Genomic DNA, 12,288 nt, shown 5'->3' with positions numbered 1-12,288 from the left:
GCCAAATATCAAGCGGGTAATACACGGCCTTTGGATTTCTTATTAAAATAACGGAAAAGGTTTTAAGTCGCTCTTCTTTATGGGAGTGCAGAAAGGAAAAGTTTATGCACACATCATATCAACTAGATTCTGGCCATTTCGGTATAAAATTAGGAGACGTAGCTTCAACACGAAACAATCTATTGGCTAATTGGAGTTGTTATGACCGAGCAGGAACAATTGTTGATGAACCTTTCGGAGCAGTTGGAGCTTCACTTTTGCTTCAGCTGTCAATTACATCATTTTATGATACTTCGCCAAATAGACGACAAGGTTCATTTTTTTCTGAGGTTTACTTATTCCATGTTGGGGGCCGTTTTGGAGATCATAGTAGTTACGACATTTATCCACGACGTAAGGAAATTTTTATTGAAAATGACCCTGTCGCTGTTCTTGAAGCTATCAATGACCGGGCCATTACCCGTTTGTTAGTTGTAGATAAGGCACCAAAAGAGGTTAAACACCATTTCAAGGAGCCCGAATGCGCTAAAGAGAGGATTATAAGTGCATTTTCTTATTCTCCAACAGGACAGGTTCAACAACCTGATATTGAACTAACGGGTCTTGATCGTTGCGTTATGGACGAACACCAATATGGCTTTGAAACCTGGGAAAAAAGCTTATGCAGAATTAATGGTTAGTTTTTCGAAATCACCGAAGGGGTCACATTTGCCTAACAATGAGAAACTTCCTGTATTGGCCTCACGTGCAAACGAGGTTTTGCATGAGGCTAGAGAAAAAGTTCTTCAGCGGAGAGTTGAAATCCAAGTCAATGGCTTTCCAATAGAGACCTACCGTCGAATAGTAGTAGAGGATGCATTAAATATTCTGCAGCCTAAGCAAAAATGATGTTTCTGTGACTTTTAGGTAAAGGATAGTTCACAAAATATGGGAAACGACAAAATTATAAGAAAAAATAAGAACGCCAATCAAAAGGATACTAAGATGACTAAAAATAATTTTTTGAAGGGTTTCTCTGCGAGCCCAGAAGAAATAATCGCCAGATACAGCCGATCAAAAGCCTTATACCAAGAAGGTGATAATTTGATGTGGAATACAATGCGGTCCGTTAAAAGACCGTTGAACCTAGCGAGAAATACAACCGTGCTGCCTGTCTGGATCAAGGAGAGTGAGTGTTTTTGGTATGAACGCGCCTTTAAAGAGGGTCGGGAATACCGCTTGGTAGATGCCAAAAAATCTAGAAATGAATGTGCCTTTGATCATAACCTATTGGCATTAGAATTGAAGATAGCATCTGGAGAAATTGTGAATGCCCATAATTTACCCATCTCTGAAGTGAAAATAAGCATGAATCCTCTGATTGTTGGGTTTGCTGCTTTTGACAAACGTTGGACTTTTAAAGGAGGGAAAGTAAAGGAACTTATTAACGGTTTTGATGAAGTAAAAGAGTCTGTATTTGGCGTTTTACCCTCAAATAGTATCACCTCTCCGGATGGTCAAAAATCAGTATTCACCCGTGACTATAATCTTTGGGTAAGAGATGTAAAATCAGGAATCGAACGTCAACTTACTCAAGATGGTGAAGAGTTCTATGATTACGCGGCAAGTGGGAGTAGTTGGGGCTATTCACTCATACTTGACCTTCAAGTGCGTTGGTCGCCAGATAGTAAGCGTCTCTTTACAGTGCAAAAAGATAGGCGGGAGGTAAAAGATTTATCAATTATGCAATATGTTCCAAAAGATGGAAGTATTCGCCCAAAGGTAGATCGTTACCGGATAGCATTTCCTGGTGATAAACATGTTGAGGAATACCGCATTTTGGCCATTGATGTGGAGTCATGCCAGGCTCAGGAGGCTGAATATAGGCGCGTCCCGACCACTCGCAACAGTGCCGGATTCTTCCAGGTAGATTTAGGCTGGTGGGGCAAAGACAGCCGTAAAGCTTACTTCATTGACGTGGATCGTTATTATAAATTTGCTCGACTGGTAGAATTCGATACATCTACTGGTAACACTCGTATCTTATTTGAAGAACAGTCAGATACACGCGTTAGCTTGTTTTTGAATGGCGACGCTTTACCCAATTTTCTACCATTACCAGAAACGAATGAGCTTATATGGTATAGCGAGCGAAGCGGCTGGGCTCATTTTTATCTCTACGATTTGACCAATGGTGAATTGAAAAGTACTGTAACCAGTGGAGAATGGGTTGCCCGAGACCTAGTACGTTTTGATGAAACTCGCCGAGAGATATTTATAACAACATCTGGCCGTGTGAAAGGGCGTGATCCTTATTACCGGGATCTGGTTAGAATCAATATTGATTCAGGTAAAATCACCACTCTCGTGAGCAGTAATCATGAGTATATAACGATCACCCCTCGTGAAATCACCGGACTTTTTTCTGGTAATATGGCGGCCAATGGGGTGTCACCTTCAGGTGACTATGCTGTGGTGACCCGCTCCAAATCTGATGAAGCTCCTGTGAGTTTGTTGATTGATCGCAATGGCAACAATATTATGGAAGTCGAAAAAGCCGACTTGACTGGTTTGCCGAAAAATTGGAGATGGCCGGAAGCCGTGAAAATGACTGCGGCGGATGGTAAAACAGATATTTATGGTGTGATTTATCGCCCCAGAAATTTTGACCCAAGAAAATCATACCCAGTTATTGATCACGGATTTAATGTTGCGGATATGCCTTTTGCTCCAAAAGGTTCTTTCACGAATGCTATTGGATTTGGAAGTTTCTATTATGATCCTTTCGCCCTAGCAGAACTCGGTTTTATTGTGGTTCAAATTGATGGTCGTGGAACGCCTTATCGCAGTAAAGCCTTTATGGATGAAACCTATGGATGGGCGAATTCTTCCAACATGCTTTCGGACCATGTGGCGGGGATTAAAGAACTTGGAAAACGTTACCCCTATATGGATATCGACCGTGTTGGCATCACCACAGCAACCGGTGGCGCAGGTGGGATATTAGGATTATTAGAACATCCGGATTTCTACAAAGTGGGGGTTCAGGACACACTACCCGATAGTCGTATGTGGGGAAGTACCATGTGGGGAGATATGTATGAAGGTCGAACACCTACACCAAATCAACATCCAGAAGAAATGGTGGAAAAATTAAAAGGCAAGTTATTGATCATGCATAATATGCTTGATATGGCGACGCCTGTGGCAGCGACTTTCCGATTAGTTCATGCCTTGCAGCTTGCGGGTAAGGATTTTGATTTAATTGTCGAGCCAAAGCCTAACAATTTCAGAGGCTTAAGCCCTTATCAAATTCGTCGGGCGTGGGATCATATGGTAAGGTATCTTCAAGGTAATGAGCCCCCTTATGAATATAAACTTGACAAATAAACAATACACTTAATAGAATCCACAGGAATATTTAATGATAATTAATTGGTTTGAAAAGTTAAAAGGCCAGAATTTTAATGTTCAAAACTTCATTGAAGGACGGTATAAGGCTTGCTCAGGGGAGATAATATTAGATAAACTCTCCCCAAGAGATGGTAGCTTGCTCTATAGATTTAATACTGGAACAGGAACCGAAGTAGATGATGCCGTAGCAAGTGCTAGAGTCGCTTTTGAAGATGGCCGCTGGGCCGGACTTGAGCTATCAACCCGTCAAGCAGCCTTAAATAAACTCGCTGATCTGATTGAAGAAAATGCTCAAGAGTTAGCCCTCTATGAGGCAATGGATGTGGGCAAACCGATTACAAATGCTTTCCACGGCGATATTGTTACAGCGGCAGGAACTCTACGTAATGTGGCGCAGGCCGCCGAACAGATTTCTCAGCCCTCAGGCTCTGACGGCGCCTATTTCGCCTACCATCAGCGGGGACCTATTGGCGTTGTCGCTGGCATCGTCGGATGGAACTTTCCGCTGGTTCTGGCTTGTCAAAAGATCGCTCCAGCTATGATCATGGGCAATAGCATAATCCTTAAGCCATCTGAATTTACATCCCTTTCCGCCTGTCGTTTGGCAGAGCTTGCCATCGAAGCTGGAATTCCGGATGGGGTGTTTAATGTGGTCAATGGATCAGGTGCCATTGTCGGTGACCGCTTGGCGCGTCATATGGATGTGGATTTGTTGAGCTTTGTGGGCAGTACCGCTACAGGCAAGCAACTTATGGTGTCGGCCGGCCAATCCAATATGAAACGGATGATCCTGGAATGTGGAGGTAAATCACCTTATCTGGTGTTTGATGATTGTCCTGATGATCTGGATATGATTGCAGCTGATATTGTTGGAAAGGCTTTCCCAAATCAGGGGGCTCTCTGTGTGGCTTCTACCCGTCTTCTTATTCAGGAGACTATACGAGATAAACTCCTGCCGAAGATCATCGAACTTACACAAAAGATCACACCGTCTGACCCATTAGATCTAGAAACCACTTTCGGAGCCTTGATCAATCAAGGTCATATGGGCAAGGTTCAAGGTTATGTGCAAAGCGGTATAGAGCAAGGGGCAAAGCTTCTATGTGGCGGGGAACAAGTTAACTCAGAAACCGGCGGGTATTATATGACGCCTGCTATTTTTGATCAGGTTAAACCAGATTATAAAATAGCTCAGGAAGAGATCTTTGGTCCTCTATTATCGGTTCTGACGTTCAAGGATGAAGTCGAGGCCATCAAGCTTGCTAATGACAGCGATTTTGGCCTTTTTTCTTATGTGGCGACCCGGAATATAGGACGGATACATAGACTTGGCAAAGAGTTGCAGGCGGGTGGACTCGTCGTGATGGGAACATCTTCCCCGAGCGGGGGAGAAGTCCCGATCTTTATAGAGCCTTATAAACAATCAGGATTTGGACGCAGTGGAGGTCTCGAAGAGCTGATGGCCTACAGTGCTGGTACAACTGTGCATTTATTGCACGAATAAAGAAAAATAAAAGGAATAATCAATAATGTCTGCACATAATTTTTTGGGCAACCTTCAGACCTATACGGACGGTTTAGTGGAAGAAGGTAAGACCCCTGCGGTCTCAGTGGCGGTATGGAAAGATGGTCAGCTCCACTTGGCGGCGTCTGGAATATTAAACGTAGAAACAGGAGTAGAAGCGACAACGGATTCTATTTTCCAAATTGGCTCGATTACCAAAATCATGACGGTCTCGATTATCATGCAATTGGTAGATGAGGGTAAGATTGATATCGACATGCCTGTTCGAACTTATCTCAGGGACTTCGCCATTGCAGATGCGGAAGCGTCGGAAACTATTACGGTTCGCCAACTCATTAACCATACAAATGGTATGAGTGGGGATTTCTTTCCTGATGAATCACGTCAGTCGGGCAATCAAATTGCCCGTTATCTGGACCGTATTAATCGCTTGCCTCTTATTCATCCGGTTGGGGAATATTATTCCTATTCCAATGCAGCTTTTGCTGTTGCAGGGCGTTTGATCGAAGTGGTGACCGGGGTCAGTTGGTATAATGCAATTGAAGAACGGATTTATCAACCTCTGGGCATGAGCCACGCAATCAGTCACCCGATGGATGTGATCCGCTATCGAGCTGCCATTGGTCATTTTGCTGATCAAACACACCCTGAGGGCTGGAAACAAACAGAGCAGCTTTATTTATCTATGGGACAAGCAGCAGCAGGCGCGACACTGACCATGCGTGCTGAGGATTTAATTACTTTTGGTAGGGCCCATTTGGAGGGTGGAATTACTCAAACTGGGGAGCGTTGGTTGTCTAAAACCTCCCTTGCTCAGATGCAGGTGCAGCAGGTAAATGTTCCCACCGTCTCCAAAGCCTTTACTAAAGGCTATGGACTGGGCTGGGGATTGCTTCACCATAAACAGCCCGAGGATACTGTTTACGGTCATGGTGGCGTAACTTATGGCCAGCTATCCATGTTACGGGTAATACCCAAGCAGAATATATGTTTTGCGATTTTAATTAATTGCAGTGAGATGGGTATGATGACAGAAATCACTAATCGCTTTCTCAATGAACTGGCTAGTCTTGATTATTCAGAGGCACAGGCAAAGTTCGTGAATTTATCTTCTGTAGAACAGAAACGCTTTCTTGGGACCTATGCTTCTCTAGGGGATGGATTTAGGATTGTTAGTGAAGAGGATCATCTGGTTGCTTATTACGAAGACACTGTCCTTAAAACTCCTGTAGAGCGTTATAGTCTTGGTGCGTTAGAGGATGATTTTTTCTATGGCTTCAATAGGGATGGATCTGTCGCGTTGGAGCTGCAATTTAAAGATTGTCAGAAGGATGGGCGCTACAGTTATCTCTTCAGTGGCGGTCATTTAAGAAAACGGGTTTTGGAGTAGGAATATGTCCCAATCCCCCATTAAAACCATAGAAATCAGCCGATTACACATCCCCTTCACTCAATCCATAAAAGTTGCAATCGGCGAGGTGATGGGAACTGAGAATATCATCGTCAAGATAACGACGGGGAGCGGAATTGTTGGTTGGGGTGAAGCCAGTCCTTGTTGTCCTTACATTACGGGCGATACAGCTGATACAAATTATCAAACCGCCCAACAACTAGCCAAACTGATCATAGGCAAGGCCGCAGTCGCCATCGAAGCCCGTATGGCAGAGATCAACGGCTTTATCGTCGGTGAACCCTCTATCCGTTCGGCCTTCGACATGGCTCTCTATGATATTGCCGCCAAAGCCGCCAATATGCCGCTCTATCGTTTCTTAGGTGGCGAACGCCGAGAAATCAGAACAGACCTGACTATAGGGTGGCAAGAAACGGTGGAACAAACGGTGGCCCAGGCCCAGGCCATATTGGACGCAGGCTTCGATGCCATAAAGATGAAGACAGGCCGCCCCGGATTGTGCGACGTACCCCATGTCAAGGCTGTAAGAGAGTTGGCCGGTCCCGACATTGCCATCAAGATCGATAGCAATCAGGGCTGGGACTATCCCACAGCCATTGCCAACATCAATGCCATGAAACACCTTAATCTGGATTATTCAGAACAACCTTTGAAAGTATGGGATTATGAGGGGCTTGCCAGATTACGAGATAAAGTCAATCTGCCCATCTGTGCTGATGAAAGTGTCTTCACCGATAAGGATGCCTTGAAGCTCATTAAACAGGGCGCTTGTGATTATCTCAATATCAAACTCGGTAAAGCAGGAGGTATTCATATGGGCCTCAAGATCAATGCTATTGCAGAGGCAAATGGCAGTAAATGTATGATTGGCTGTTTCGGGGAAAGCAGGCTGGGATTATCGGCCGCCGCTCATCTTGCCATGGCCCGCCCGAACATAACCTTTCTTGACTTGGATAGTGCCTATCACTTTAAGTCTGATCCCGTCATTGGCGGTGTTACCTATGACGAGAAGGTCGGTGGCCTGCTTCATCTGCCTGATACCCCAGGCCATGGAGCTGAGATCGATGAAATTGTCCTCCAAGAAACCATAAAAATTTAATCAGCTGTGAAAACATACAAGCGATTGATAACATTGTAGTCCAGATGGAATAAAGTATAGAGGAAAAGTATGACCCAAGAAAAAGCCTTGGTATCGACAGCTATGGATTATGATGAGATGTCTCCCGCCCTTTTCGTCTTATTTTTCCGGTGATTAAACTATGATTTTGTTATAGAAATTTAATAAAGGATTTGTTGATTCCAATGTACTTCCTTCATAAGCATACTATCTACAAATATATTGATTAAGCCTGTAAAATCTCACTGTCATCAGATTTCTAAAGTAAGAATGATAGATAAATAATAAACCTATAAAAGGTAAAATAATGATAATAAGAACAAGTAATTTTAGACATTGTTGCAAATTTTGTGTCAAGTGCGGAGTAAAATTAGGCCATGGGGCGGTGTAAAAGTCTAGCACTATTGCTGCGTCTTACTTATGATAATAAGGGGGCAATTGCCCCCTTATTATCATGTGTTTCTTTTTACTTGTTGGTATTGCGCTTTTTGCTCTGATTGAGGCGGTAGCTATCGCCGTTCATCTCTAAAATATTGACGTGGTGGGTCAAGCGGTCCAGCAGTGCGCCCGTAAGGCGGTCAGAACCGAAGGTTTCCGTCCATTCATCGAACGGCAAGTTGCTTGTCACTATGGTTGAGCCACATTCATAGCGCTGAGAGAAGACTTCGAACAAAAGTTCTGCGCCAGTTTTACTGAGCGGTACAAAGCCCAGTTCGTCAATGATTAAGAGCCTGTATTTGGCGAGCTTCTTCTGATAGCGCAGCAGGGTCTTCTCGTCTCTGGCCTCCATCAGCTCATGGACCAGGGCACTCGCGGTGATAAAACCAACACTGAGGCCTTGTCGACAGGCCGCTAACCCCAGACCAAGCGCAATATGGGTTTTGCCAGTGCCACTTGGCCCAAGGGCGATGATATTCTCGCGTCGCTCAATATACTCACAACGAGCTAACTCCAGCACTTGCATCTTGTTAAGGCTGGGGATGGCTTTAAAGTCAAAGCTGTCGAGGCTTTTGATGGCTGGGAACTTGGCCAGTTTGATCCGCCGTTCAATCATGCGACCTTCTCGGTCGATCAGCTCGAGCTCAGCAAGGCGGGCAAGATACCCAATATGGTCAACGCCTTCTGTGGCACAGAGCCGGGCCAGCTTATCATGTTCCCGCAGGAAGGTCGGCAGGCGCAGGCTTTTAAGATGATGGGTGAGGAGTATTTGAGGAACATCATTCATGATGAGGCTCCTGCTGCTGTTCTGGCCATCAAACTCATATAGCTGGACGGTGATGTCGTGCCTACAGTGGCTCTGGGCAGATAAGGGTAAATATCCAGATCAAGCTTGGCAGGACGTCGTTCAATACGACACAGTACCAGATGCTTGATGGCATCAAAGCCGATAGCGCCCAATCTCAGGGCATCACGCGTGGCCGCAGCCAAGGTCACCATATCAATGGTCTCCAGCAAGCGCAGGGTCTGGACATATTCCCGCTTGCCTGCCTTGCCCATGCGCGCTTCCAGCAGTCGCCGCAGCTTGGTAAGTTCATCAGGTAAATCCCAACCCTCTAGCGGTGCCGCTTGGTCTAGGCTCGCGATCTTGCGCTCAATCAAGGGCAAGTAATGCAGCGGGTTGAAGATCATATCATCGCTGTCGTAAGAGCGGCGATGGCGAGCTATAACCTCTGCCTTGCAGCCGATGACGACTTCGCCCACATAGCCCCTGATCCATACCTCCCGGTGACCATAAGCAACCGGTACAGAATAATCATTACCTTTATAGCGAACCAGCGCCTGCGAGGTCACGCGGCCCGCTTGCTTGTGACAGGCATCAAAAGATGTGGCGGGCAAGGCCTGCATGGCGGCAAGATCAACTTTTAAGCGTTCCCCAATGCTGACCTTATGACCCCGCACAACATCAGCCTGTCGTGCTAAACATTGTTCTTCTAGATAATCATTAAAAGCGTCAAAGCTCGGGAACTGAGGGATCGGCACCATGAAGTTGCGGCGGGTATAGCCAACCATACCTTCGACCTTGCCCTTATCATTGCCCTTGCCGGGGCGACCATAACGATCCTTGATCAGATAATGGGACAGAAAGCCCGAGAAGGCTTCCGTGCGCTTGCGAACACCATCAGGCATAAGGCGCGCCACCAGGCACTTGTCATTGTCATAGACAATCGACTGCGGCACCGCACCAAAGAAAGCAAAGGCGTGATTGTGACCATCTAACCAAGCCTCGGTCATGGCGCGGGGATAAGCGCGCACATAACAGGCATCGCTATGCGGCAAGTCCAGCACAAAGAAGTGAACCTTTTGTTGGACCCCACCGATGATTACTTGTGCTTCACCGAAGTCAGCTTGGCCGTGGCCAGGCGCATGACTGAGCGGGACAAAAACTTCTTTGTGGCGCTGATGATGGATGCGCACATAATCCTTGACCGTGGTGTAGCCGCCGGTAAAGTCATGTTCATCCCGCAACCGCTCAAAGATACGCTTGGCTGTATGGCGTTGCTTGCGCGGGACGAGCCTGTCACCCTCAATATAACCGTCGATGATAGCAGTGAAACCGTCAAGCTTGGGGCGTTTGGTGGTCGCTATGCGACGGTAGCCTGGTGGTTCGCTGAACTTTAACATCTTGGCAACCGTTTCACGACTAACACCAAATTGACGCGCAGCCTCCCGGCTACTCATGCCTTGCACATGACAGGCAAGGCGCACTCTTCTATATAAATCCACTGTATAAATCCCTCGGGCCCTCCTCTTAAACAAAGAGGACAAAAGTGGCAGAGTTTTGCTCCGCCCGCAGCAATACAATATCACCGCCTCAGTGGACTAGTTTTGCACCGCCGCTTACATTCCACTCATCTGAGTGCGGATCATAACTCCAAACACTCGAATATACTTTCCCTGTTTTCCAATTACCGCCGGGACCAAATATCTCTCCCCCAAAAATATAGAGTTTACCGCCGCGTGCAGTTGCTGCGTGACCTGCTACGGCAACGGGCGCGGGTTTTATAGTTTCCCATTTGTCTAATTTAGGATCATAAGCTTCTATAAAATTATTATTCAAGTGATAGCTGCCAGCACCTCTACCCCCCACAACATATAATCTGTCCCCGACTACTGCACCGGCCGCAGAATTTCTAACCATTGAGGCGGGAGCAGCTTCTTCCCAATGTTCATTCTGAACTAAAACATAATGTTTGTCTGAATCTAGTATCTTTCCATTTTGTGGTTCTATTCTTTTACCCCCAACCACATGAATGTTATCTTCAATCATGCCATATACAGATTCTGCCTGAGAGGATGGCAATACAGGCCCTGATGACCATGTCTCGGAATCTTTGGTTAATTTAAATACCGTATCTCTCAATTGCCATGCATTGCCTTTAACACCGTAGAACCCGCCGATTGCAAACAAATATGAACTATTACTGACCATACCTAAATGATGGCGAGCTTCGGGTAAGGTCGGCCCCTGTCTCCATAAGCGTTTCTCAGGGTTGTAGATATAGGTTTCTTTTGATGGGGAATAGCCTGCAAAGGCAGGTCTGTCGCTCTCGACAAACCCTCCACCAACATATATCTCTTGCTCAAAGACAGCCGGATAGATTTCTTGCATCGGGATTGGCATTGGTGATGTTTGCACCCAATTTTTTTTTGCGCCAAACGCAAAACTACTGCCAGAATAACTTAAGGCGCCCAAAGCAGCTATGCCGCTATAGTTTAAAAAATTTCTTCGTGAAAATTCCATATATCTATCCTTGTCAATCAAGCGTATTTATTATGTTATAATATTGTGAGGTGTGTGCTTAGTTAGCAGCATAGTTGCTGATTTCAGACTGCCGCCGGCCATGGCCTTGTCAAATTCCTCAAACAGAATTTCCTTAACCCGCGACAGTTCCTTTTGCTTCTTTATAGGCAGATGCTCCAGATCAGTCTTTATCGGTTTTATCAGTCCATTCTTGTTATTATATATCCGCTATATATCCGCTATATTTCAGGCCATTGGCCAATATATTCAAGTCTAACGCCTTTTTACAGCGACATCACCGGAATTGTGGCGATAACAACAACTTGTCGCTGCTTTCACGCGGCGGGGCACAGACGTGCTGGCTTCAGAAATGTCCCCCCAATTTGAGCGGCCTCTACTGCTTTTAACCCATACATCCGTAGGCCGTCGTTTCGTCAAGATATATGTTAGTCAGTTCGTTTAACGGTTAGGAATTTCTTTTTCTGAATGATAGCCCGTAATTCAGATTTTATGTTTTTCAAAAATGTTGAGCTAAACTGACCAATCTTGCCGCTTTGTTCAAAATAGAAAGAGTCTTCCAGAATATCCACATTGCATTCTTCCAAAATAACCCATAAATCCAGATCGGTTGAAAGACGTGCCCGATGCCGTTCTGTATCAGGGATTTGCAATGCTGTCGTTTTGCTATCAGGTTTTTTAGATGTGATCGCAAGAAAATATAATCTTGTTTGTTGCGGAGTTACGGCAACTTTAACAGCCAAGGCGCAGGGCCTGGTTTTACGACCTTCTGTTTCCCCGCGACCATCCTGCCAGCGCCAAAGGTAAGGGTAATCCCAGATATCGCCCTCTTCAATCATTAAGGTCAACCTCTAAGCTATTTAATAGTTCGCCAGCAAGATCATCCGGCAATTCACCCATAGCATAAACGCGTCGAGGGTCCGTTTGGGAGGCCATTTTATTATATTTCTCTATAGTCATAACAACAAATCGGGCTTTGCTGTGTTTTGTAATGGCCACAGGCTCCGCTGCGGCTGCGGCAAATAAATCGCCGGAACTTCTGGTGACATCAGCTGCGCTGAATTCTCTCATGTTAAAATCCT

General features: G+C 45.5%; 10 protein-coding genes. 5 read left to right on the top strand and 5 right to left on the bottom strand.

Features of this window, described 5'->3' with window-relative positions; translation table 11 throughout:
• Window positions 1-104 precede the first annotated feature (104 nt).
• From FIV45_RS12260 to FIV45_RS12235, 5 genes are all read left to right on the top strand, one after another.
• Window positions 105-680 (top strand): hypothetical protein, encoded by a 576-nt coding sequence (locus tag FIV45_RS12260; protein WP_133118512.1) that lies wholly within the window; start codon window positions 105-107, stop codon window positions 678-680.
• 304 nt (window positions 681-984) lie between these two features.
• A complete protein-coding gene (locus FIV45_RS12250) occupies window positions 985-3,369 on the top strand; it encodes a S9 family peptidase (protein WP_165776875.1) in 2,385 nt (794 codons plus the stop codon).
• 34 nt (window positions 3,370-3,403) lie between these two features.
• Window positions 3,404-4,897 (top strand): aldehyde dehydrogenase family protein, encoded by a 1,494-nt coding sequence (locus tag FIV45_RS12245; protein ID WP_099471087.1) that lies wholly within the window; start codon window positions 3,404-3,406, stop codon window positions 4,895-4,897.
• 25 nt (window positions 4,898-4,922) lie between these two features.
• Complete coding sequence (locus FIV45_RS12240) at window positions 4,923-6,308, top strand: serine hydrolase domain-containing protein (protein ID WP_099471088.1); 1,386 nt, start codon at window positions 4,923-4,925, stop codon at window positions 6,306-6,308.
• A gap of 4 nt (window positions 6,309-6,312) precedes the next feature.
• Window positions 6,313-7,428: a mandelate racemase/muconate lactonizing enzyme family protein gene (locus FIV45_RS12235; protein ID WP_099471089.1), complete on the top strand. Its 1,116-nt coding sequence runs from the start codon at window positions 6,313-6,315 to the stop codon at window positions 7,426-7,428.
• A 484-nt stretch (window positions 7,429-7,912) separates the two neighbouring features.
• Here FIV45_RS12235 and istB read toward each other — a convergent pair whose 3' ends face one another.
• The 5 genes from istB to FIV45_RS12210 form a co-directional block, all read right to left on the bottom strand.
• Entirely contained in the window at window positions 7,913-8,671 is a 759-nt protein-coding gene (gene istB / locus FIV45_RS12230) for an IS21-like element helper ATPase IstB (RefSeq protein WP_181040069.1), read from the bottom strand.
• Window positions 8,668-10,179: an IS21 family transposase gene (gene istA / locus FIV45_RS12225; RefSeq protein WP_114365294.1), complete on the bottom strand. Its 1,512-nt coding sequence runs from the start codon at window positions 10,177-10,179 to the stop codon at window positions 8,668-8,670. The genes istB and istA overlap by 4 nt, the downstream gene beginning before the upstream one ends.
• 79 nt (window positions 10,180-10,258) lie before the next feature.
• Entirely contained in the window at window positions 10,259-11,188 is a 930-nt protein-coding gene (locus FIV45_RS12220) for a Kelch repeat-containing protein (protein WP_099471092.1), read from the bottom strand.
• Between the two features lie 446 nt (window positions 11,189-11,634).
• Window positions 11,635-12,045 carry a hypothetical protein gene (locus FIV45_RS12215; protein WP_099471093.1) on the bottom strand — a complete coding sequence of 137 codons (411 nt, stop codon included), beginning with the start codon at window positions 12,043-12,045 and terminating at the stop codon, window positions 11,635-11,637.
• Window positions 12,038-12,277 (bottom strand): type II toxin-antitoxin system prevent-host-death family antitoxin, encoded by a 240-nt coding sequence (locus tag FIV45_RS12210; RefSeq protein WP_099471094.1) that lies wholly within the window; start codon window positions 12,275-12,277, stop codon window positions 12,038-12,040. Before FIV45_RS12210 ends, FIV45_RS12215 begins: the two co-directional genes overlap by 8 nt.
• Window positions 12,278-12,288 lie beyond the last annotated feature (11 nt).

This window comes from Paremcibacter congregatus, assembly GCF_006385135.1.
Lineage (GTDB): Bacteria > Pseudomonadota > Alphaproteobacteria > Sphingomonadales > Emcibacteraceae > Paremcibacter > Paremcibacter congregatus.
This window is presented reverse-complemented; position numbering and strand designations above follow the sequence as displayed.

Excerpts from the sequence above, each read along its gene's own strand:
- FIV45_RS12260 (WP_133118512.1), top strand. The coding sequence starts at position 105 with ATGCACACATCATATCAACTAGATTCTGGCCATTTCGGTATAAAATTA.
- FIV45_RS12250 (WP_165776875.1), top strand. The coding sequence starts at position 985 with ATGACTAAAAATAATTTTTTGAAGGGTTTCTCTGCGAGCCCAGAAGAA.
- FIV45_RS12245 (WP_099471087.1), top strand. The coding sequence starts at position 3,404 with ATGATAATTAATTGGTTTGAAAAGTTAAAAGGCCAGAATTTTAATGTT.
- FIV45_RS12240 (WP_099471088.1), top strand. The coding sequence starts at position 4,923 with ATGTCTGCACATAATTTTTTGGGCAACCTTCAGACCTATACGGACGGT.
- FIV45_RS12235 (WP_099471089.1), top strand. The coding sequence starts at position 6,313 with ATGTCCCAATCCCCCATTAAAACCATAGAAATCAGCCGATTACACATC.
- istB (WP_181040069.1), bottom strand. The coding sequence starts at position 8,671 with ATGAATGATGTTCCTCAAATACTCCTCACCCATCATCTTAAAAGCCTG.
- FIV45_RS12220 (WP_099471092.1), bottom strand. The coding sequence starts at position 11,188 with ATGGAATTTTCACGAAGAAATTTTTTAAACTATAGCGGCATAGCTGCT.
- FIV45_RS12215 (WP_099471093.1), bottom strand. The coding sequence starts at position 12,045 with ATGATTGAAGAGGGCGATATCTGGGATTACCCTTACCTTTGGCGCTGG.
- FIV45_RS12210 (WP_099471094.1), bottom strand. The coding sequence starts at position 12,277 with ATGAGAGAATTCAGCGCAGCTGATGTCACCAGAAGTTCCGGCGATTTA.